The sequence below is a fragment of the Ferrovibrio sp. genome (genome assembly GCF_002796975.1).
GTDB lineage: Bacteria > Pseudomonadota > Alphaproteobacteria > Ferrovibrionales > Ferrovibrionaceae > Ferrovibrio.
The window spans coordinates 187,903-208,172 of record NZ_PEKV01000004.1 but is presented as its reverse complement, the minus strand read 5'-3'; the positions used below and the strand labels follow the sequence as shown (position 1 = coordinate 208,172).

Annotated in this window: 21 protein-coding genes; 13 read left to right on the top strand and 8 right to left on the bottom strand. The window is 63.7% G+C overall.

Annotated elements, in window-relative coordinates; genetic code table 11:
• Window positions 1–64: 64 nt before the first annotated feature.
• Window positions 65–835: an NAD kinase gene (locus CTR53_RS03655; protein WP_290809442.1), complete on the bottom strand. Its 771-nt coding sequence runs from the start codon at window positions 833–835 to the stop codon at window positions 65–67.
• Window positions 836–945: 110 nt separating this feature from the next.
• Here CTR53_RS03655 and CTR53_RS03650 point away from each other — a divergent pair, with 110 nt between their 5' ends.
• Entirely contained in the window at window positions 946–1,455 is a 510-nt protein-coding gene (locus tag CTR53_RS03650; protein WP_290809441.1) for a molybdopterin-guanine dinucleotide biosynthesis protein A, read from the top strand.
• 16 nt (window positions 1,456–1,471) lie between these two features.
• A complete protein-coding gene (locus CTR53_RS03645; RefSeq protein WP_290809440.1) occupies window positions 1,472–3,046 on the top strand; it encodes an ABC transporter substrate-binding protein in 1,575 nt (524 codons plus the stop codon).
• Between the two features lie 3 nt (window positions 3,047–3,049).
• On the opposite strand, the gene moaA is transcribed toward CTR53_RS03645, so the two are convergent.
• Window positions 3,050–4,042, bottom strand: coding sequence for a GTP 3',8-cyclase MoaA (moaA, locus tag CTR53_RS03640; protein ID WP_290809439.1), 993 nt, complete (start codon window positions 4,040–4,042; stop codon window positions 3,050–3,052).
• A 111-nt stretch (window positions 4,043–4,153) separates the two neighbouring features.
• Window positions 4,154–6,847 carry a bifunctional acetate--CoA ligase family protein/GNAT family N-acetyltransferase gene (locus CTR53_RS03635; RefSeq protein WP_290809438.1) on the bottom strand — a complete coding sequence of 898 codons (2,694 nt, stop codon included), beginning with the start codon at window positions 6,845–6,847 and terminating at the stop codon, window positions 4,154–4,156.
• A gap of 283 nt (window positions 6,848–7,130) precedes the next feature.
• Between CTR53_RS03635 and CTR53_RS03630 the strand changes: the two genes are divergently transcribed.
• From CTR53_RS03630 to CTR53_RS03620, 3 genes are all read left to right on the top strand, one after another.
• A complete protein-coding gene (locus CTR53_RS03630) occupies window positions 7,131–7,547 on the top strand; it encodes a flagellar biosynthesis repressor FlbT (RefSeq protein WP_290809437.1) in 417 nt (138 codons plus the stop codon).
• Window positions 7,504–7,866 (top strand): flagellar biosynthesis regulator FlaF, encoded by a 363-nt coding sequence (gene flaF / locus CTR53_RS03625; protein WP_290809436.1) that lies wholly within the window; start codon window positions 7,504–7,506, stop codon window positions 7,864–7,866. Before CTR53_RS03630 ends, flaF begins: the two co-directional genes overlap by 44 nt.
• Window positions 7,867–8,021: 155 nt before the next feature.
• Window positions 8,022–8,246: a hypothetical protein gene (locus CTR53_RS03620; RefSeq protein ID WP_290809435.1), complete on the top strand. Its 225-nt coding sequence runs from the start codon at window positions 8,022–8,024 to the stop codon at window positions 8,244–8,246.
• 91 nt (window positions 8,247–8,337) lie between these two features.
• On the opposite strand, the gene CTR53_RS03615 is transcribed toward CTR53_RS03620, so the two are convergent.
• Window positions 8,338–8,517 carry a hypothetical protein gene (locus tag CTR53_RS03615; RefSeq protein WP_290809434.1) on the bottom strand — a complete coding sequence of 60 codons (180 nt, stop codon included), beginning with the start codon at window positions 8,515–8,517 and terminating at the stop codon, window positions 8,338–8,340.
• 175 nt (window positions 8,518–8,692) lie between these two features.
• On the opposite strand from CTR53_RS03615, the gene CTR53_RS03610 reads away from it, so the two are divergent.
• The 6 genes from CTR53_RS03610 (at window position 8,693) to mltG (ending at window position 14,805) form a co-directional block, all read left to right on the top strand.
• A complete protein-coding gene (locus CTR53_RS03610; protein WP_290809433.1) occupies window positions 8,693–10,285 on the top strand; it encodes an FAD-dependent oxidoreductase in 1,593 nt (530 codons plus the stop codon).
• Between the two features lie 106 nt (window positions 10,286–10,391).
• On the top strand, window positions 10,392–11,333 hold the full coding sequence (fabD, locus tag CTR53_RS03605) for an ACP S-malonyltransferase (protein WP_290809432.1): 942 nt from the start codon (window positions 10,392–10,394) through the stop codon (window positions 11,331–11,333).
• 30 nt (window positions 11,334–11,363) lie between these two features.
• Entirely contained in the window at window positions 11,364–12,104 is a 741-nt protein-coding gene (gene fabG / locus CTR53_RS03600; RefSeq protein ID WP_290809431.1) for a 3-oxoacyl-[acyl-carrier-protein] reductase, read from the top strand.
• A gap of 140 nt (window positions 12,105–12,244) precedes the next feature.
• A complete protein-coding gene (locus tag CTR53_RS03595) occupies window positions 12,245–12,484 on the top strand; it encodes an acyl carrier protein (protein WP_290809430.1) in 240 nt (79 codons plus the stop codon).
• 57 nt (window positions 12,485–12,541) lie between these two features.
• Window positions 12,542–13,819 (top strand): beta-ketoacyl-ACP synthase II, encoded by a 1,278-nt coding sequence (gene fabF, locus CTR53_RS03590; RefSeq protein WP_290809429.1) that lies wholly within the window; start codon window positions 12,542–12,544, stop codon window positions 13,817–13,819.
• Window positions 13,820–13,839: 20 nt separating this feature from the next.
• Entirely contained in the window at window positions 13,840–14,805 is a 966-nt protein-coding gene (mltG, locus tag CTR53_RS03585; RefSeq protein ID WP_290809428.1) for an endolytic transglycosylase MltG, read from the top strand.
• 8 nt (window positions 14,806–14,813) lie between these two features.
• On the opposite strand, the gene CTR53_RS03580 is transcribed toward mltG, so the two are convergent.
• The gene (locus CTR53_RS03580; protein WP_290809427.1) at window positions 14,814–15,581 is read right to left on the bottom strand and encodes an SDR family oxidoreductase; all 768 of its coding nucleotides are present in this window, start codon (window positions 15,579–15,581) and stop codon (window positions 14,814–14,816) included.
• 68 nt (window positions 15,582–15,649) lie between these two features.
• Between CTR53_RS03580 and CTR53_RS03575 the strand changes: the two genes are divergently transcribed.
• Together CTR53_RS03575 and gmk are read left to right on the top strand one after the other, a co-directional pair.
• Window positions 15,650–16,540 (top strand): YicC/YloC family endoribonuclease, encoded by an 891-nt coding sequence (locus CTR53_RS03575; protein ID WP_290809426.1) that lies wholly within the window; start codon window positions 15,650–15,652, stop codon window positions 16,538–16,540.
• A gap of 5 nt (window positions 16,541–16,545) precedes the next feature.
• On the top strand, window positions 16,546–17,190 hold the full coding sequence (gene gmk, locus CTR53_RS03570; protein WP_290809425.1) for a guanylate kinase: 645 nt from the start codon (window positions 16,546–16,548) through the stop codon (window positions 17,188–17,190).
• Here the strand turns inward: gmk and rsmA are convergent, their stop codons facing one another.
• From rsmA to CTR53_RS03555, 3 genes are read right to left on the bottom strand one after another with little or no spacing between them, the layout of a single operon-like run.
• Window positions 17,191–18,012 (bottom strand): 16S rRNA (adenine(1518)-N(6)/adenine(1519)-N(6))-dimethyltransferase RsmA, encoded by an 822-nt coding sequence (gene rsmA / locus CTR53_RS03565; protein ID WP_290809424.1) that lies wholly within the window; start codon window positions 18,010–18,012, stop codon window positions 17,191–17,193.
• Window positions 18,002–19,042 carry a 4-hydroxythreonine-4-phosphate dehydrogenase PdxA gene (pdxA, locus tag CTR53_RS03560; protein ID WP_290809423.1) on the bottom strand — a complete coding sequence of 347 codons (1,041 nt, stop codon included), beginning with the start codon at window positions 19,040–19,042 and terminating at the stop codon, window positions 18,002–18,004. The genes rsmA and pdxA overlap by 11 nt, the downstream gene beginning before the upstream one ends.
• On the bottom strand, window positions 19,020–20,270 hold the full coding sequence (locus tag CTR53_RS03555; protein ID WP_290809422.1) for a peptidylprolyl isomerase: 1,251 nt from the start codon (window positions 20,268–20,270) through the stop codon (window positions 19,020–19,022). The genes pdxA and CTR53_RS03555 overlap by 23 nt, the downstream gene beginning before the upstream one ends.

Sequence of the window (20,270 nt, the reverse complement as noted above, 5' to 3'; positions counted from 1 at the left end):
CGGTCACATCGTAGACAGAAACGCCGCGGCAGCAATGCCGCGGCGTTTTCTTTTCCGGCGGCCTTTAAGTGAGGAACTGTTCGTTCAGAATGCGCTCTTCGAGGCCATGGCCGGCATCGAACAGCAGACGCAGGCTGATCTCCGGCGCCTCGGCGATCTCCACGCTGGCTACCTTGCGCACTTCGTCGAAATCCGCCGTAGCCGAAACCGGGCGTTTGTCGGTTTCCAGCACCTCGATCTTCACCGTGGCCGAGCGGCCGAGCAGGGCGCCGCGCCAGCGTCGCGGGCGGAAGGCGCTGATCGGTGTCAGCGCCAGCACGCCGGCTGAGAGTGGCAGAACCGGGCCATGGGCGGAGAGGTTGTAGGCGGTGGAGCCCGCCGGCGTCGCCACCATGGCGCCGTCGCAGACCAGTTCGGGCACTCGCACGGTGCCGTCGATCGAGATACGCAGCTTGGCGCTCTGGCGGGTCTGGCGCAGCAGCGCCACCTCGTTGATCGCCAGCGCCTCATGGCTGGTGCCTGTCACGCTGACGGCGCGCATGCGCAACGGGTGCAGCCGGGCCGACTGCGCATCCGCCAGCCGTTCGGGCAGGCCGTCTTCGCTGTATTCGTTCATCAGGAAGCCGACGGTGCCCTGGTTCATCCCATAGATCGGGATGTCGGCCATCATATGCTGGTGCAGGGTCTGCAGCATGAAGCCATCGCCGCCCAGTGCCACGATCACCTCGGCTTTCTTGGCCGGACAGTCGCCGTAGCGGGAGGCCAGCCGTTCGCGCGCCGCCTCGGCGGTATCGCCTCTGGCCGCGACAAAGGCGATCTTGCTAACATGCGTCATTCGAATACGTGCCCGGCCTGGAGGGGGGTAAAATCCCGGCCAGTATAACCAGTGACACGGGGGGCGGAAGCCCCGGACTGCACGTCGGGGACGGGGAACTGGGGGAGAGAATGGCAAATCGAAACGCGATACGGCGCATCATGCTGGCGGCAGGGTTTGCGATCCTGCTGCTGCCGGCCACCATGTGGTCGTTTGGGGCGGCGGCCGAGAACGACCGCCATGCCGGCTACTACTATCCGCCGATCACCTCGCGCGAGGTCTACAAGGCGCGTGCCGTGGTGATGCCCGAGGCGAGCAGCGATCTGCGGCTCAATTTCATCACCGGATTGGCCTACCAGCAAAATCAGCGGCCCTATCCGCCCAGCTTCGTGATGTTTGCCAAAGGCGAGCAGTTCGAACGGCTGATCATCGTTGGCATCGGCAGCAACGGCTTCCGCGGCATCTACCAGGCGCGCGCCGTGCTGGCGCAGATGACCAGCATCGCGCGCACCAGCCCGATCTTCCGTGAAAATAATGTACAGGACATGTTTACCTTCCTCGATCTGGCGCGCATGCTGGGTTTCGACGAACTGACCATTTCCGATGGGCAGAACTTTGCGCATCGGATTGCACTGAAATAATCAAGCAGAGGGTGTGATGATGAGTCTGGATTGGCGACAGCTGACGGCGGCGGCGATTCTGGCAGCTGGCGTGGCTACTGGCGTGCAGGCGCAGGAACTGCGGATCGGGCTTTCGACGGACCTGAATTCGCTCGACCCGCATTACTTCAACCTGACGGTCAACAACCAGATCGCTTATACGATCTTCAACACGCTGATTCAGCAGGACGAGACGCAGCAGCTGACGCCCAGCCTGGCCGAGAGCTGGCGGGCGATCAACGAGACGACCTGGGAGTTCAAGCTGCGCCGCGGTGTGAAATTCCACGACGGCTCGCCGTTCACCGCCGCCGACGTCGTCTTCTCGATGGCGCGTCCGGCCAAGGTGCCGAACAGCCCATCACCCTTCACGCTGTTCACCCGCACCGCCAGCGAAGTAAAGGCGATCGACGACTTCACCGTGCACTTCATCACCAAGGTGCCGACGCCGCTGCTGCCCAACGATCTCAGCCGCGTGGCGATCATGTCGGCGAAGGCTGCCAAGGCCGATGTCGCCGAGGGCATGACCACGGAGGCACTGAATCATGGCCAGGGTCTGGTCGGCACGGGTCCGTATAAATTCGCGGAATGGACGCGTGGCAATCGGCTGGTGCTGGTGGCGAACCCGGATTACTGGGGCGGCAAGCCGAAGTGGCAGCAGGTCATCTACCGCCCGATGTCAAATGATGCGGCCCGCGTCGCTGCATTGCTGGCCGGCGATGTCGACATGATCGAGAATCCGCCGCCAGCCGATATGAAGAAGCTGCGCGACAATCCGAATGTGAAGATCAGCGACACGGTCTCGAACCGGCTGATCTACATCTCGCTCGACCAGAGCGAGCCGACCGCCGGTATTCCGGATGCAGATGGCAAGAATCCCCTGAAGGATGTGCGCGTGCGCAAGGCGCTCTCCATGGCGATCAATCGCGACGCGATTACCAGCCGCATCATGGAAGGCCTGGGCACGCCCGCCGGCGATTTCCTGCCCAGCCCGATGTTCGGCACCCGCAAGGACGCCAAGCCCGAGACCTATAATCCGGATGCGGCAAAGAAGCTGCTGGCCGATGCCGGCTATCCGAACGGCTTCTCGATCACGCTGGGCTCACCCAACAACCGCTACATCAACGATGCCGAAGTGGCGCAGGCAGTGGCGTCGCAATGGACGCGCATCGGCGTGAAGACCAAGGTGGAAGCGGTGAATGCTACGGTCTTCTTCAAGAACCGCGACCAGTATAAGTATTCCGCTGGCCTGGTCGGTTGGGCAGCTGGCACCGGCGAGATGTCGAACCCGCTACGCTCCATCGTGGCCACGATGAATCGCGACAAGGGGTTCGGCGCCGCCAACAAGACGCGCTATTCCAATCCGAAGCTCGATGCCATCATCGAACAGGCGATCACGACGGTGGACAATGCCAAGCGCGAGGCGTTGTTGCAGCAGAGCTCGAAGATGGCGCTGGATGACCAGGCGCTGATTCCGTTGCATACGGAAGTGACCAGCTGGGGCCTGCGCAAGGGCTTCAGCTACAAGGCACGCGCCGACCAGTACACGCTGGCCAACGGCGTGAGCAAAGACTAAGCGTCAACCGCCCGTCACGCTCATATGCCGCGGCACCGCGGTGGGAGCGTGACGGCGGTCGATGATGAAGTCGTGGCCCTTGGGCTTGCGCGCAATGGCGGCGCGGATCGCGTCTTCCAGCAGATCATCGCTCTGTGATGCGCGCAGGGGGCCGCGCAGATCGGCGGCATCATTCTGGCCCAGGCACATATACAGCGTGCCGGTGCAGGTCAATCGCACGCGATTGCAGCTTTCGCAGAAGTTATGCGTCAGCGGCGTGATGAAACCGAGGCGTCGCCCGGTTTCGGCGACGGTGTAATAGCGCGCCGGCCCGCCGGTCTTGTAATCGGTCTCTTCCAGTGTCCATTTACGCTGGATCTGGGCGCGCGCCATCGACAACGGCATATACTGGTCTATGCGGGCCTCTTCGCCGATCTCGCCCATCGGCATCACTTCGATGAAGACGAGGTCGAAGCCTTCGGCGCCGCACCAGGCGATCAGGTCGTTGAATTCCATGTCGTTGACGCCGCGCAGCGCGACGGCATTGATCTTGACCTGCAGGCCGGCTTGTTTTGCTGCCTGCAATCCGGCCATCACTTTGTCGAGCTTGCCCCAGCGGGTCAGCTCGGTGAATTTTTCTGCATCCAGCGTGTCGAGAGAGACGTTGATGCGCTTCACACCGGCGGCAGCAAGACCGTCGGCGTATTTCTCCAGCTGGCTGCCATTGGTGGTCAGCGTCAGTTCGTCCAGCGCGCCGGTCTTCAGGTGGCGGCCCAGGCTGTCGATCAGCGTCATGATGCCGCGCCGCACCAGCGGCTCGCCGCCGGTCAGGCGCAGCTTGCGGACGCCCATGCGAACGAAAGCCGAGCAGAGTCGGTCGAGTTCTTCCAGACTGAGCAGATCGGCTTTGGGCAGGAAAGTCATGTCTTCCGCCATGCAGTAGACACAACGGAAGTCGCAGCGGTCGGTGACCGATACGCGAAGGTAGGAAATCGAACGGCCGAAAGGATCGATCATGAGGCACTGCTGCTTCGGGCCCACCGCCCGGCTGATGACTTAAGATAGTGGGCCGACAGGGCAGGGGCAACCCTACGGAAAGCTGGGGAAAAGCCGTGATTCCGCGTGTTTTCAGCCCTGCAGAGGCAGCCGCACTTCCAATACGTCGGACCCTGCGGCACCAACCGGATGGAAGCCGAGTTCGGAGGCCAGGGCGCGCATGGCCTGGTTCTCGCGCAGGATGTCGCCGACGATCTCGCGCGTGCCGCGCTGCCGGCAATAGGCGATGATTTTCCGCATCAGAGCCTCGCCCAGGCCCTGGCCCTTCATGTCGGTGCGCACCAGCACGGCGAATTCGGCGCGCAGGTTGTCGGGATCGGTAATGGCCCGCACCACGCCCAATGTTTCTGAATGCTGGGTCTCGCTGCGATCGTCGACCGAGCGCGTTGCGATGAAGGCCATCTCGCGTTCGTAGTCGATCTGGGTAAAACGCGCCATCTCGGTATGCGGCAACTGGCGCAGCGGCGAGAAGAAGCGCAGGCGGAAATCCTCGGCCGAAACCCTGTGTACGAAATCCTCATGCGCCGGCTCGTCTTCCGGCCGCACCGGACGCAGCAGCACGGTCTCGCCGCTGCGGAGGGTGAAGTTTTCTTCCAGTCCGCTCGGATAGGGGCGGATCGCCAGCCGGTCATGGCCCACCACGGCGCTTGGCCGGATCACCATGCGGGCATCCAGGGCCAGCATGCCCTGATCGTCGGCATAGAGCGGGTTTATGTCGCATTCGGCGATCTCGGCATGGTCGGAAATCATCTGCGCCACGCGGATCAGCAAGGCGGCCAGCGCATTGCGGTCGACCGGCGGGAAGTCGCGATAGCCGGCCATCAGGCGGCTCACCTTGGTGCGGTCGATCAGGTCGAGCGCCAGATGCATGTTCAGTGGCGGCAGGGCCACGGCGCGGTCGCCGATCACCTCGACGCCGACGCCACCCTGGCCGAACATGATGGCGGGACCGAAGATCGGATCGGTCAGCGCACCGACGATCAACTCATGTGCGCGCGGCCGGCGAATCATTGCCTGAATGGCAAAGCCGTCGATGCGTGCGTCGGGTCGGCGTTCGCGCACGCGGGTCAGCATGGCCTCGGCGGCGGTGACCAGCTCGGCCTCGCTGCTCAAATTCAGAGCCACGCCGCCGACATCGGATTTATGCGTGATATCGGGCGACAGGATCTTGAGCGCCACCGGATAGCTGATGCGATGTGCCGCCACTGCCGCAGAGGCCGGATCGGCAGCGGCCTCGGTCGCCACCGCCGGAATGCCATAGGCAGCGAGAATCCGCTTGCCTTCGATCTCGTTCAGCATGCTGCGGCCTTCGGCCAGCGCGGTGCCGATCACTGCGCGCACGGATGCATGGTCGGGTGCGAAATCCTCCGGCAGCTCAGCCGGAATTTCCATCAGGTTCTTCGTATTGCGGCGATAGTTCACCATATGCATGAAGGCGCGCGCTGCTGCATCGGGGGTCTCGTAAGAGACCAGCCCGGCTTCGGCAAAGGCGCGCCGTGCCGCTTGTACGGCTTCGCCACCCGACCAGCAGGTCAGAACATTTTTCGGTGAGTTGCGCGCCGCCGCAATCACCGCCTGCGCCGGTTCCAGCGATGGCACGATGGCGGTCGGCGCATGCATCACCAGCACGGCATCCACATTCGTATCGGCCAGCACGATCTTCAGCGCATCGGTGTAACGCTGGCTCGGCGCGTCGCCGATGATGTCGACCGGATTGCCATGCGACCAGGTCGGCGGCAGCACCTTATCCAGTGCCGCCAGCGTTTCTGACTGCAGATCGGCAAGCATGCCGCCGCGTTCGATCAGTTCGTCCACCGCCATCACGCCGGGTCCGCCGCCGTTGGTGATGATGGCCAGCCGCTCGCCGGGCAGGCGGCGGCTGCGCGCCAGCGTCTCAACGGTATCGAACAGTTCCTCGACGCCATCGACACGCAGGATGCCGGCGCGGCTGAGCGCTGCGGTATAGACATCGTCGCCGCCGGCCAGTGCGCCGGTATGCGAGGCGGCGGCCTGGGCGGCGCGGGCATTGCGGCCGGATTTCACCGCCACGATTGGTTTGTTGCGCGCCGCCGCGCGCGCCGCCGACATGAACTTGCGCGCATTCTTGACGGACTCGATGTAGAGCAGGATTGCGCGCGTCTGCGGATCGGAAGCGAGATAGTCGATGATGTCGCCGAAATCGACGTCGGCAGAATCGCCGACCGAGAGGAAATGGCTGAAGCCGATGCCATGCTGCCTGGCCCAGTCGAGCACGATAGTGCAGAGCGCACCCGACTGGCTGACGAAGGCCAGCTGGCCGGGCTGCGCTTCGGTGTGGGCGAAGCTGGCATTCAGCTTCAGGCCGGGAATCATCGTGCCGATGCCATTGGGGCCGAGGATGCGCAGCAGATGGGGCTTGGCGGCATCCAGCATGGCTTGCTGCAGGGTACGGCCGTCCGGTGCCATCTGCGTCGACAGGCCTGCGGTCAGCACCACGGCGGCGCGGCAGCCGATTTCGCCCAGCGCGGCGATCTGCCCCGGCACAGCCGCCGGCGGCACGACGATGACGGCAAGGTCGGGAGTGCCGGGCAGGGCGCGCACGTCCGCGTAGCAGGGCAGGCCCTCCAGCGTGCGGTATTTCGGATTGACCGGCCAGACCGGTCCGGCGAAGCCGCCGCGGATCAGGTTGGCGAGTACGACGTTGCCGACGCGGGCCGGCTGGCCCGAGGCGCCGATCACGGCGACCGACTTCGGCGCGAAGAGTTTGTCGAGGTTACGGACGGTCATGCCGGACACTATAGCGGATCAATGACGTGCAGTTGATGGACGAGATACCGAAAGGGAGCCGACGGGAGTCTGCCTGGCGGAGGGGTACGATCACGTCTGCGCGACCGCGTCAGCGGCGAAGCTGGCGGCTCGGTTAATAAGCGGTATACGCCGGGCCGGCACTTTCTGCTTTCTTTTAGGCCATTTCCGCAGGGTTTCTTGACGGGGCGGCGGAAGCGGGATAGCCCTTTTCGGGTGTCAACCTGATATGGAGGGAGGGGACGTTACAACCCCTCCAGATGCTGTGCCGCTCATCATTACGCTCAAGGCAGGTGAGAAATTCATACTAAATCGTGCGGTGCTCAGCCTTTCCAAATCGGCCAGCATCGTTATCGAAAATAAAGCATCATTTCTGCGTGAAAAGCACATAATGAAGCCGGAAGATGTCGATACCGGTGCCAAGAGAATCTACTTCTACTGCCAGTTGGCATATCTTTGGGACGAGCAGTACGACGAATACTACGCAAAGGCTAAAGATGCCTGTATGGAGTTCGTTAAGGCTGCACCGAGTACACATGCCCTGATCGGCAACATTGGCGCGGCTCTGGCTCAGAAGGACTACTTCAAGCTCCTGAAGCTTGCCCGCCGGCTGATCGAGGTGGAGAGGAGATTGATCGATGTCGGGAAGAAACCCGTATCTGACAGCGCAGAACGCCCTTGAATCGCCGAGGCAGCTGGAATACCGGCTGTTCTCTTCGGTGACGCGCGCGCTGATGGACGTCCGCTCGTTGATGCAGAGCAAGAATCCGGCTGACGTCGCCAAGATCGCTTCGGCGATCGGCTGGAACCGCGACGTCTGGAATCACCTGATGCCGGAAGTGCTGGACGAGGCCAACCTGTTGCCGAAGGAGACCAAGGTCTCGCTCATCAACATCTGCCTCTTCGTCAATAAGCATACGGATCGGATCAGCCTGGGCCAGGCGACCGATCTCGGCCCGCTGATCGACATCAACCGCAATATCATGGACGGCCTGCGGTAAGTCCGACCGCGGTTTCGGGCTAGCCGGGGCGTAATTCGTGCTAGTATTCGGGCCGGTCTTCGCCACCGGCCGGACGTATTTACCTTCGATAAACCTTAATATGCGACCAAGACGGTGGTTCGAAACGACCGATTCGCAGAACAAGGGGGATACCCATGGCGATGAACGAAGAAGAGCAGAGCAAGGTTACGCGCGAGTCCTTCGTCGCGACCTGGGAAGCTCTCGTCAATGGCGGCGTGAGCCGTGAAATTGTCGCCGCAATCGCGATGAGCATGGCGCTGGCGGAACTGACCTCCCTGTTCGGCAAGGCCGTCACCGCGCATGGCTTGGAAAAGCTGCCCGATACCATCCGTTCGGGCGCCTTCGACACTAGGAAGTAATCCCAAGGATTCAGTCCGGCCCGCGAAACGGCGGCCGGGCAACAAAAAACCGGCCAGTGGCCGGTTTTTTCGTATCTGCGGTGGTGTGTGTTCAGACCTTGATGTCGAGCAGCTTGCCGCTGCCCGGCGGGACCGGCGCCGAGGCGACCGACTGGATCGCCTTCACGTTCTCCAGGCCAGCACTGACAGCCTGCAGTACATTCAGCTGCGCAGACTGTGCGGAGCGAAGCCCCGCGAATGCCATCTGCTGTTTAACGCCAGAAACTTCCATGATGGAATACTGCTCCAGGAATTCTTCCTGCGGCCAGTTTAGCGAAACGGACCGGACAGACAAGAGCAGAGCTTGGTTAACGGGGCTGAATTTGGGGTTAAAAAACTGTAATGCCTCCGGCTTTGCCGCTAAATTGGTTTCAAATGAAACGAAATAGGGCCTGCGGGGAGGGTATATGACGGGTTTTGCCGCGCCGTCCTTTGGCTATGCGCCGCTCCGAACCGGACCCGGCGGCACCGAAACCTGCCGTGTCGCCATCGTCGGCGGCGGTCCGGTCGGCCTGACCATGGCGCTGGATCTGGCCCGTCAGGGCATCGGCTGTATCCTGCTGGACGAGGAAGACAGCGTCAGTGTGGGAAGCCGGGCGATCTGCTACGCCAAACGTACGCTGGAGATCTGGGACCGGCTGGGGGTGGGCGGGCGCATGCTGGCCAAGGGCGTCACCTGGCGACTCGGCAAGGTGTTTCACGGCGATCACCAGCGCTACAGCTTCGACCTGCTGCCCGACAGCGGTCACCAGTTCCCCGCCTTCATCAATCTGCAGCAATATTATGCCGAGCTTTATCTGGTCGAAGCGGCGCGCCAGCAGCCGCTGATCGAACTGCGCTGGAAGCATCGCGTCAGCGATGTCATTCCCGGCAACGACAATGTCCGCCTCACGGTGACGACACCGGATGGCGACTACACCTTGCTGGCTGATCATGTGCTGGCGGCTGACGGTGCGCGCTCCACCATCCGTCGCAAGCTCGGCCTGGATTTCAAGGGACAGGTCTTCGAAGACCGCTTTCTCATTGCCGATGTGAAGATGAAAGCTGACTTCCCGGTCGAACGCTGGTTCTGGTTCGACCCGCCGTTTCATAGCGGCGGTTCGGCGCTGCTGCACAGCCAGCCAGACGATGTCTGGCGTATCGATCTTCAACTCGGCTGGCAGGCCGATCCGGAGGCCGAACGCCAACCGGAACACGTGATTCCGCGCCTGCAGGCAATGCTGGGCAAGGACACGAAGTTCGAACTGGAATGGGTCAGTATCTATACTTTCCAGTGCCGTCGACTGGAACGCTTCCGCCACGGCCGCGTGATCTTCATTGGCGACTCTGCGCATCAGGTCTCGCCGTTTGGCGCGCGCGGCGCCAATTCCGGCGTGCAGGATGCCGACAACCTCGCCTGGAAGCTGGCGCATGTGCTGCGCGACGAAGCGCCCGATGCGCTGCTCGATACCTACGACAGCGAACGCAGCGCGGCGGCGGATGAAAACATCCTGAATTCCACGCGCAGCACCGATTTCATCTCGCCCAAGGGCACGACGGCAAAGGCGCTGCGCGATGCCGTGCTCGATCTCGCTGCCGAGTATCCTTTTGCGCGCCGGCTGGTGAATTCGGGCCGGCTTTCATTGCCGAGCAGCTACCGCGACACGCCACTGTCGACCCCGGATCGCGATACCTTCGAGGCTGGGCCGCCGCCGGGCGCGCCGGCCATCGACGCGCCTCTGGGCGGGGGAGTCTGGCTGCTCGGCCAGTGCAGCGACGGTTTCACATTGCTGGCTTTCGGCCCAGAGTCCGGCCTTGGGGCAGATCTGCCCCCGGCGCTACCGGAGCGTATCGCCCTCCGTCGGCTGCCGGCCGACGGTGTGGCCGCCCAGCGCTACGGTGCCGTGCCGGGCAGCGCCTATCTTCTGCGCCCAGACCAGTATGTCGCCGCCCGCTGGCATCGACCGTCAAGTCAAGACATTTCAATGGCTTATGATCGGGCGCTGGCGTGGTCGGCCTGACGCCGACGCTTGACACCATTGGGCCGGGCCTTATGACTTGCGCGGCTTTTCGCCGCTGTTTCGGCGTTATTCCTCTCTACGGTCCCACCAGCAGGAGTCTTCCATCATGAGCCGTGCGTTCTTGTTCCCCGGCCAGGGCAGCCAGGCCGTCGGCATGGGCAAGGATCTTGCCGAGGCTTTCGCCACGGCCCGCCAGCTATTCGAGGAAGTGGACGACGCGTTGTCGGAGAAGCTGTCCAAGCTGATGTTCGAAGGGCCGGAAGCCGATCTTACGCTGACCGAGAATGCTCAGCCCGCACTGATGGCCGCCAGCATGGCGGTGGTGCGTGTGGCCGAGAAAGAGTTCGGCGTCGATCTCGCCGCCAAGGGCGCATATGCCGCCGGTCATTCGCTGGGTGAATATTCCGCGCTCTGCGCCATGGGCGCGCTCAGCGTGGGCGACACCGCGCGCCTGCTGAAGCTGCGCGGCCAGTCGATGCAGAAGGCCGTGCCGGTGGGTACCGGCGCGATGGCTGCTTTGCTGGGCGCCGAACTTGAGCTGGCGCAACAGGTGGTGGCCGAGGCCGCGCAGGGTGAAATTCTGGGCTGCGCCAACGACAATGGCGGCGGCCAGGTGGTGATCTCGGGTCAGAAGTCGGCTGTCGAGCGTGCCATCGAGGTTTCCAAGACCAAGGGCGTGAAGCGCGGTATGCTGCTGCCGGTCAGCGCGCCGTTCCATTGCGCGATGATGCAGCCGGCGGCCGACGCGATGGCCGAGGCGCTGGCGAATGTGGCGATGACTGCGCCGAAACTGCCGGTGGTTTCCAATGTTACGGCTAGGGGCGAGTCCAACCCCGATGACATCAAGAAGCTGTTGGTGCAGCAGGTGACTGGTCTGGTGCGCTGGCGCGAAGGCGTGCAGTGGTTGAAAAGTCAGGGTGTGGCGCAGGTGGTCGAGCTTGGCTCGGGCAAGGTGCTGGCCGGCCTGGTCAAGCGCATCGACAAGGAAATCGAACCGCTCAGCATCAACACGCCGGCCGAGCTGGAAGCCTGGGCCTGGTCTCTCTGAAACTTGGGTCTCTGAGATAGGAAAACGCACATGTTCGACCTGACCGGCAAATTCGCTCTCGTCACCGGCGCCACCGGCGGTATCGGCGGTGCCGTCGCCGAAGCCCTGCACAAGCAGGGCGCCACCGTGGCGCTGTCGGGCACCCGCGAAGCCGTGCTGCAGGAACTGGCTGGCAAGCTGGGCAGCCGCGCGCATGTCGTGCCCTGCAACCTGGCCGACGCCGAAGCCGTGAACGGCCTGATCGGCAAGGCCGAGGCCGCCATGGGCCAGGTGGACATCCTCGTCAACAATGCCGGCATCACCCGCGACGGGCTCGCCATGCGCATGAAGGATGAGGACTGGCAGACCGTGCTGGACGTCAACCTCAGCGCCGCTTTCCGGCTCGCCCGCGCTTCGCTGAGGGGCATGATGAAGCGTCGCTGGGGCCGCATCATTTCCATCACCTCCGTGGTGGGCGCGACCGGCAATCCGGGCCAGCTCAACTATGCCGCCGCCAAGGCCGGCCTGACCGGCATGACCAAGTCGCTGGCCCAGGAAGTGGCCTCGCGCAACATCACCGCCAATTGCGTCGCCCCCGGCTTCATCCAGACCGCCATGACCGATGTGCTGACCGATCAGCAGAAGGAAATGATTTCGCAGAAGATTCCGGCCGGTCGACTCGGCCAGAGCTCGGAAATCGCTGCGGCCGTGCTTTATCTCGCCTCGGAGGAAGCGGCCTACGTGACCGGACAGACCTTGCATGTTAACGGCGGTATGGCCATGATTTCCTAAGGAAATCTGGCACCGAATCAGCCGTTCCGGATGGTCTGGAACGGCTTGGAAGCGTGGGGTTTCTATGCTACAGGAGCCCCACCTGCCGGTCGCCGCTTTAACGGCTGGCGCAGGCAGTCACAACCACAGGGATTTATGAAATGAGCGACATTGCTGAGCGCGTTAAGAAGATTGTCGTCGAGCATCTCGGCGTCGAAGAAGAGAAGGTCACCGAAGCTGCAAGCTTCATCGATGACCTGGGCGCGGACAGCCTGGATACGGTCGAACTGGTGATGGCGTTCGAAGAAGAGTTCGGCGTCGAAATCCCGGACGATGCGGCCGAGAAGATCCTGACCGTCAAGGACGCGATCGACTTCATCAAGGAGCGTTCGGCGTCGTAATCGGCTGACGCCGCTCGCGATCCCAGCTTTTTCCGTTTGGTCACGAAAGGTACCGCTATGCGTCGTGTCGTCGTCACCGGCCTCGGCCTGGTCACGCCACTCGCCTGCGGCGTAGAGGCAACTTGGCAGCGTCTGATCAACGGTGAATCCGGCCTCGGCCCGATCACCCGTTTCGATGCTTCCGAGATGTCCGCGAAGATCGCCGGTCAGGTTCCGCTCAAGGCGGACTTCCCTGATCGTGCCGATGCCTTCGATCCCGACGAATGGATGGAGGCGAAGGACCGCAAGCGCGTCGACGATTTCATCGTTTTCGGGCTGGCAGCAGCCAAGCAGGCGGTGAAGGATTCCGGTTGGGTGCCGGCCGATGAAGAGCAGCGCTGCCGTACTGGCGTGCTGATCGGTTCCGGCATCGGCGGCCTCAACGGCATCGAGGAAGCGGCGCTCCTGCTCAAGGAAAAAGGCCCCCGCCGCATCAGCCCGTTCTTTGTGCCGGGCCGCCTGATCAACCTGGTATCTGGCCATGTCTCGATCGAATATGGCTTCAAGGGGCCGAACCACGCAGTGGTGACGGCCTGTTCGACCGGCGCGCATGCCATCGGCGATGCAGCCCGGCTGATTATGCTCGATGATGCCGATGTGATGGTGGCCGGCGGTGCCGAAGCCACTATCGGCCCGCTCGGCGTGGCCGGCTTCTGCGCCTCGCGTGCACTCTCCACCGGCTTCAACGACAATCCGACCAAGGGCTCGCGCCCCTGGGACAAGGGCCGCGATGGCTTTGTGATGGGCGAGGGTGCCGGCGTTGTCGTGCTCGAGGAACTCGAGCATGCCAAGGCGCGCGGCGCCAAGATCTATGCCGAAGTGGTCGGCTATGGCCTGTCGGGCGATGCCTACCACATCACTGCACCGCATGAGAGCGGCGACGGTGCGTTCCGCTGCATGCAGATGGCGCTGAAGCGTGCCGGCATGCAGCCGAGCGATATTGATTACATCAACGCGCACGGCACCTCGACGCCGCTGGGCGACGAGATCGAACTCGGCGCCGTGAAGCGCCTGTTCGGCAATGCGATGGGCAACCTGTCGATGTCGTCGACCAAGTCGGCCATCGGTCACCTGCTCGGTGCTGCCGGTGCGGTGGAAGCGATCTTCTCCACGTTGGCGATCAAGACCGGCATCTGCCCGCCGACGCTGAATCTGGATGACCCCAGCGATGTCGCTGTCGGTCTTGACCTGGTGCCGCACAAGGCCAAGCAGCGCGATGTCCGCGCGGCGCTGTCGAATTCCTTCGGGTTCGGCGGCACCAATGCGTCGCTCGTGCTGAAGCGGTACGACGCCTAACGTCCCCGATGAAAAAACTTTTGAGTAAGCTGCCGGTCATCGCGCTGGCGCTGCTCATCAGCTTTACCGGCCTCTACGAATGGTTCGAGAGCTGGATCGATCATGCCGGTCCGCTGGAGCAGGAGACCGTGCTGCTGATCCCGCGCGGCACCGGCACGCACGGCATCGCCCAGAAGCTGGCCGAAACGCATGTGATCAGCAACGCCCGGCTGTTCGATATGGCGGTGTGGGAAAACGATCTGATCGGCAAGCTGAAGGCCGGTGAATACCAGTTCGGAGCGCATGAGACGCCGCGCCAGGTGATGGAAAAGCTGGCCGTCGGCAAGGTGCTGATCCGGCGCGTCACCGTGCCGGAGGGCGAATTGACCGTAACGATCCGCAAGCTGGTGGAAGCAGCTGAGGTGATGACCGGCAACTGGCCCTCGGTGCGGGTACCGGAAGGCAGCCTGCTGCCCGAGACCTATCATTATGTCTATGGCGACAGCCGCGGCGAAATGGTGGGGCGCATGCACAAGGCGCGCGAAGACCTGCTGGCCGAACTATGGCCGAAACGCGCCGGCAATCTGCCGATCGCCACGCAGGAGCAGGCGGTCATTCTGGCCTCCATCGTGGAAGCTGAAACGCCGGTGCCGGCCGAGCGTCCGCGTGTGGCTGGCGTCTATCTCAATCGCCTGAAGCGCAACATGAAGCTGCAGGCCGATCCGACGGTGGCCTATGGCATCACCGGCGGCGCGCGCGTACTGGAACGGCCGCTGACCTTGAGCGACCTGTCGCGGCCGAGCGCGTGGAATACCTACACCATCGATGGCCTGCCGCCGACGCCGATCAATCATCCCGGCCGCGCCAGCATTGCCGCGGTGCTGCAGCCGGAAAGCCACGACTTCCTGTATTTCGTCGCCGACGGTAAGGGCGGGCACGTCTTTGCCCGCACTTACGACGAGCATCTGAAGAATGTGGCGGCCTATCGCGCGACGCAGCGGCGCTAGCTGCGGCTTCAGCTCTTGGCCGGGCTGCGGCGCAGGATCCAGTCGAGCAGCGGATAGGGCAGCAGGCCGAGCAGCCGCACCATCGCCAGCATCGGCCAGGGGAAGGCGATACGGCCCTTATCCCTGACCAGTCCATCCGCAATGATGCGCGCGGCGCGTTGTTCGTCCATCAGGAAGGGCATCGGGAATCTGTTGCGTGCAGTCATGCGCGTGGTCACGAAGCCTGGGCAGATCGCCGAGACACGTACGCCCTCGCGCGCCAGCCGGCCGCGCAGTTCCTCGGCATAGGCGCGGGCGAAATGCTTGGTGGCGGAATAGGGCACGGCGCCCGGCATGGCGAGGAAGCCGGCAATCGAGGCGACGATGGCGATTTGGCCGCTGCGCTGCTGCACCATGACCGGGATCGCAGGGTTTACCGTGTTCAGCACGCCGTCGATATTCACGCTGGTGATCGAGCGGACATAAGCATCGAAGGCGTCCCAGTCCTTGAAGCCGCCGGAGACGCCGGCATTGGCAATCACCAGGTCGAGGCGCGATCTCGCCGCGATCTTTTCGATGAAGATCTGCATGGCAGCCTGGTCGGTGACCGGCACCGTCTCCGCTTCCACGGTCGCGCCGCGCTGGCGGCAGGCTTCAGCGACGGCAGCCAGACGAGTCGCATCGCGCCCGGTCAGCGCCAGCAGCACGCCGGGGCGGGCGTAAAGCTCGGCCAGCGCCTGGCCGATTCCGCTGGATGCGCCGGTAATGACGATTCCCGAAAGCTCTGTCTGTCCCATGACGTAGCCTCGACCCCCTGAGCGTTTTTCACTATAGTGCGGCGCACCGTAGCATTTTCGGGGGAATCGTGTCGCTTGTCAGCATGACTGGCTTCGCCCGCGTCGACGGACGCGCCGGCAACAAGGCCTGGATCTGGGAACTCAAGTCGGTCAATGGCCGCGGCCTTGAACTGCGTTTCCGCCTGCCGCCGGGCTTCGACAGCATCGAGGCTGAATTGCGCAGCCTTGCGCAGGCCAAACTGGTGCGCGGCAACGTCAATCTCAATCTGCAGCTGGCTGAAAGCGCAGAGGCCGCGCCGAGTTATCGGCTGAACGAGGCGTTGCTCGAACAGTTGCTTGCGATGGCGGGCAGGCTGGAAGCGCGTGGCGTCGGCGCACCGCGGCTGGACGGCCTGCTGGCCGTGCGCGGCGTGGTCGAGCCGGTCGGCATGGTCGACGACGAAGCCGCACGCGAGACGCTGGAAACTGCAGTGAAGCAGAGTTTCGTCGAGGCGCTCGACAAGCTGGTGCAGAGCCGCAATGCCGAAGGCGCCAAGCTGGCTGAGGTGCTGGGCGGGCAGTTCAATGAGATCGCTGCGCTGACCAAGCGCGCCGGCGAGGTGGAAGCCGTGCGGCCGGAAGGTCTGCGCAAGCGTCTGCAGACGCAGTTGGCCGAACTGCTGGCGCAGAACCCGCCGGTGGCGGAAGAGCGCCTGGCGCAGGAACTGGCACTGCAGGTGACGCGGCTGGATGTGCGCGAGGAACTGGATCGCCTGCGGGCGCATGTCGCCAGCGCGCAAGGATTGCTGAAAGGCGATGCCAAGGGTGTTGGCCGCAAGCTCGACTTCCTGATGCAGGAATTCAACCGCGAGGCCAACACGCTCTGTTCCAAGGCTTTCGATGCCGGACTCACCGCTATTGGCCTCGACCTGAAGCTGGTGATCGACCGTTTGCGCGAGCAGGCCCAAAATGTTGAGTAAAGCGTATGTCGAGTAAACCGACTGCTATCGCCCGCCGTGGCCTGATGCTGGTGTTATCCTCACCTTCGGGTGCGGGCAAGACCACGATCTCGCGCCGCCTGCTGGAAATGGATTCCGACCTGCACCTGTCGATCTCGGTGACGACACGCGCGCGCCGGCCGGGCGAGGTGGATGGCACGCATTATCACTTCATCAGTTCGGAAGATTTCGGCCTGATGATGAACCGTCAGGAACTGCTCGAGCATGCCAAGGTGTTCGACTACTATTACGGCACCCCGCGCGAGCAGGTGGAAAAGCGGCTGTCGGCCGGACAGGACATCCTGTTCGACATCGACTGGCAGGGCACGCAGCAGCTGCGCCAGCGTGCGCGCGACGATCTGGTCAGCATCTTCATCCTGCCGCCCTCGACCCGCGACCTGGAGAAGCGCCTGCATACCCGTGCCCAGGATTCCGCAGAGATCGTCGCCAAGCGCATGTCGAAGGCGGCCGACGAGATCAGTCACTGGGCAGAATACGATTACGTCGTGATCAACGAAAATGTCGAGCAGTGTCTCGCCGAGGTTTACGCCATCCTGCGGGCCGAGCGACTGAAGCGCGCGCGCGGCGTCGGCTTGGTCGATTTCGTCAAGACACTACGCGAAGGCCGCTAGTTAGAGCAATCTGGCGAGTGCGCAGAATTCTTCGATCGACAAGGTTTCGGCGCGGCGGGTCGGATCGATGCCGGCCTGTTGCAGTTTCGTATCCGCATCCGGCCATAGACTCTTCAGGGCTGCGCGCAGCATCTTGCGACGCTGGTTGAAGGCCGCCGCCGTCACGCGTTCCAGCTTCGGCCATTCGGCCTCGGCCAGCGGCTTTGCACGCGGTGTCAGTTCCACGATGGTGGATGTCACCTTGGGTGCCGGCACGAAAGCCTGCGGCCCGATATCGAACAGCAGCCGCACGTCCGCGCGCCACTGCGCTGCCACTGCCAGCCGGCCATAGGTCTTGCCGCCGGGCTTCGCCGCCAGCCGCTCGGCGACTTCCTTCTGCACCAGCACGGTGATACGGGTGAAATTCCCGGCTTTCGCGAGCCAGCCGAGCAGCAGCGGTGTGGCGATATTGTAGGGCAGGTTGGCCACCACCTGCCACGGCGCAGGCGCGAGCGCAGCGAAATCGGTTTCCAGTGCATCGCCGGCATGCACAGTCAGGCGGCCATCCGCGGCAGCAATCACATCCTGCAAGGCGTTGATGCAACGGTCGTCACGCTCGACGGCGACCACTTTCTGCGCACCTTCCAGCAACAGGGCGCGGGTCAACCCGCCGGGGCCGGGGCCGATCTCGATCACGGTGGCATCTGTCCACGGCATGGCGGCGCGGGCGATCTTGCGGGTCAGATTGAGATCGAGCAGGAAATTCTGGCCGAGCGATTTGCGCGCAGCCAGCTCATGCTGCGCAATCACCTCGCGCAGCGGCGGCAGCGCTTCAACCGACATGAGCGCGGTGCGCAGCCATCGTCGCCGCCATTTTCAGCGCGGCGATCAGGCTGTCGGGTTTGGCGATGCCCTGGCCGGCGATGTCGAAAGCCGTGCCGTGGTCGGGCGAGGTACGGATGATCGGCAGCCCGAGCGTGACATTCACGCCGCTGTCAAAATCCAGGGTCTTGATCGGGATCAGCGCCTGGTCGTGATACATGCAGATCGCGGCATCATAGGTCTGCCGCGCCTCGGCATGGAACATGGTATCGGGCGGCAGCGGCCCGCGCGCATCGATGCCCATGCGGCGCAGGCGTTCGACCGCCGGTGCCACGATGGCGGCATCTTCCTTGCCCATGCCGCCGCTTTCGCCGGCATGCGGGTTCAGTCCGGCCAGCGCCAGCCGCGGCCTGGCAATACCGAACTTGTCGCGCAGATCTTCTGCCGTGATGCGTGTGGTTTCCACGATCAGGTCGGTGTCCAGCAAGTCGATGGCGCGCTTCAGGGCAACGTGAATCGTCACAGGAACCACGCGCAGCCGCTCAGACGCCAGCATCATCACCGGGCGGGACACGTCGCAGAGTGCGGCAAGGAATTCGGTATGACCGGGATGGCTGAAACCGGCATCGTAAAGTGCGGCTTTGTGGATCGGATTGGTGACCATGGCCGCCGCCGTGCCGTTGCGGCAGAGCGTCACCGCCAGTTCGATAGCGTGCAGCACGGCCGGCGCATTGCGGCGATCGGGAATGCCGGGTTGCGGCGCAGTGGGCAGCGGCACCGGCAGCACCGGCAGCGCGTGGTCGAACAGGTCCGGCGCCTCGGCCGGCTCCGTCACGGCCCGCACCGGCACGGCCCAGCCATGGCGGCTGGCGAGTGCTGCGAGCCGCTCGGGATCATCGAGCATCAGGAAGGGGGCCAGGCCGCTGTCGCGCCGACGCAGCCAGGCCTGCAGGGCGATCTCGCCGCCGATGCCGGCCGGCTCGCCCATCGTCACCGCGATGGGCAGCGATGGCTTAGCGGAATTCGCCTTATCGGAATTCGATCGTGGCATCGCGCCGTAATTCGCGGATATAGCGCTGCGCCATCAGTTCTGCGCGGCGTGCCAGCAGGCTCTGTCGCACTTCGTTGCGGTTCAGGCCGGCGGCCTCCTGCTTGGCGCAGAGCGTGAAGATATGCACAGCGCGCGACGCCCGCACCGGCTCCGACGTCTGGTTGATCTCCAGCGGTGTGACCGCCTGGCGGAAGCTTTCCGGCAGATCGCCCATGCGCAGGGTGCCCAGGCTGCCTGAGCCGGGAGCTTCGAAGCGCCCGGCCACGGTTTCGACATCGTCGCAGGTCTTGATCTCGCCACGGGCTTGGCGTGCCTTGGCGATGGCCGCATCTACCTCTGCCTGCGGCGCGTCGGCGGCGAGCGGGATCAGCAGCTGCTTCAGTGTCACTCGGTTTTCCTCGACGCCGGGCATGGCAATGCGTCGGCGGTCGCGTAGAGCGACGATCTGCCAGCCGCCGACCGTGCGGATCGGATCGGAAAGTTTGCCCTTGTCGAGCTTGGCAACGACGGCTTCGACCTCTTCGTTCAGCGTGCCTCGCTGCACCCAGCCGACATCGCCGCCGTTGACGGAGGTGGTGCCGCGGCTGAACTGCCGGGCCAGGGCAGGGAAATTGGCGCCGCCGCGAAGCTGCTCGATAATGCGCAGCGCCAGCTGGCGCTGCGGTTCTTCCTGATCCGGACTATCGACCGGGACCAGGATTTCCGAGATCAGATCCTCGGTCTGGCCGGCATTGGCCCGCAGCTTGGCAACCGCTTCGTCGATTTCCTGTTCGGTGACGGCGGACTGGGCGCCGGTACGGCCGCGGACCATGCGACCCCAGGTCAGTTCGGTGCGGATCTGACTGGTGACGGCGGCCGGGTCGATGCCGCCGCGGCGCATGAATTCGTCAAAACGGCCTGGCGGGATATTCATCTGACGCTCGACAGCGCTAATTGCCGTATCGACATCCTGCTGGGACAGCGAGATGCCGCGCCGTTTGGCTTCCTGCATCTGCAGCCGGTCGTCGATCAGCGAACGTAGCGCCTGTTCGCGAACGGCACGCAGGATTTCCGGATTGTTGTCCGGCAGGCGGGTGGTGGCCATAATGATGCGCATGCGTTCGTTCAGATCGCGCTGCGAAACCACTTCATCGTTGACCAGGGCGACAATGCGCTGCTGGTCCTGCGCATGAAGCGGAGCTGCGGCGAGGCAGGCGAGCAGGAGAGTGAGAGCGATCAGACGTTGCAT

Excerpts from the sequence above, each read along its gene's own strand:
- CTR53_RS03620 (WP_290809435.1), top strand. The coding sequence starts at position 8,022 with ATGGCGATGAACGAAGAAGAGCAGAGCAAGGTTACGCGCGAGTCCTTC.
- CTR53_RS03555 (WP_290809422.1), bottom strand. The coding sequence starts at position 20,270 with ATGCAACGTCTGATCGCTCTCACTCTCCTGCTCGCCTGCCTCGCCGCA.
- fabG (WP_290809431.1), top strand. The coding sequence starts at position 11,364 with ATGTTCGACCTGACCGGCAAATTCGCTCTCGTCACCGGCGCCACCGGC.
- fabD (WP_290809432.1), top strand. The coding sequence starts at position 10,392 with ATGAGCCGTGCGTTCTTGTTCCCCGGCCAGGGCAGCCAGGCCGTCGGC.
- CTR53_RS03650 (WP_290809441.1), top strand. The coding sequence starts at position 946 with ATGGCAAATCGAAACGCGATACGGCGCATCATGCTGGCGGCAGGGTTT.
- CTR53_RS03610 (WP_290809433.1), top strand. The coding sequence starts at position 8,693 with ATGACGGGTTTTGCCGCGCCGTCCTTTGGCTATGCGCCGCTCCGAACC.
- moaA (WP_290809439.1), bottom strand. The coding sequence starts at position 4,042 with ATGATCGATCCTTTCGGCCGTTCGATTTCCTACCTTCGCGTATCGGTC.
- CTR53_RS03595 (WP_290809430.1), top strand. The coding sequence starts at position 12,245 with ATGAGCGACATTGCTGAGCGCGTTAAGAAGATTGTCGTCGAGCATCTC.
- pdxA (WP_290809423.1), bottom strand. The coding sequence starts at position 19,042 with ATGCCACGATCGAATTCCGATAAGGCGAATTCCGCTAAGCCATCGCTG.
- CTR53_RS03655 (WP_290809442.1), bottom strand. The coding sequence starts at position 835 with ATGACGCATGTTAGCAAGATCGCCTTTGTCGCGGCCAGAGGCGATACC.
- flaF (WP_290809436.1), top strand. The coding sequence starts at position 7,504 with ATGTCGGGAAGAAACCCGTATCTGACAGCGCAGAACGCCCTTGAATCG.
- CTR53_RS03635 (WP_290809438.1), bottom strand. The coding sequence starts at position 6,847 with ATGACCGTCCGTAACCTCGACAAACTCTTCGCGCCGAAGTCGGTCGCC.
- CTR53_RS03645 (WP_290809440.1), top strand. The coding sequence starts at position 1,472 with ATGATGAGTCTGGATTGGCGACAGCTGACGGCGGCGGCGATTCTGGCA.
- fabF (WP_290809429.1), top strand. The coding sequence starts at position 12,542 with ATGCGTCGTGTCGTCGTCACCGGCCTCGGCCTGGTCACGCCACTCGCC.
- rsmA (WP_290809424.1), bottom strand. The coding sequence starts at position 18,012 with ATGTCGGTTGAAGCGCTGCCGCCGCTGCGCGAGGTGATTGCGCAGCAT.
- gmk (WP_290809425.1), top strand. The coding sequence starts at position 16,546 with ATGTCGAGTAAACCGACTGCTATCGCCCGCCGTGGCCTGATGCTGGTG.
- CTR53_RS03580 (WP_290809427.1), bottom strand. The coding sequence starts at position 15,581 with ATGGGACAGACAGAGCTTTCGGGAATCGTCATTACCGGCGCATCCAGC.
- CTR53_RS03615 (WP_290809434.1), bottom strand. The coding sequence starts at position 8,517 with ATGGAAGTTTCTGGCGTTAAACAGCAGATGGCATTCGCGGGGCTTCGC.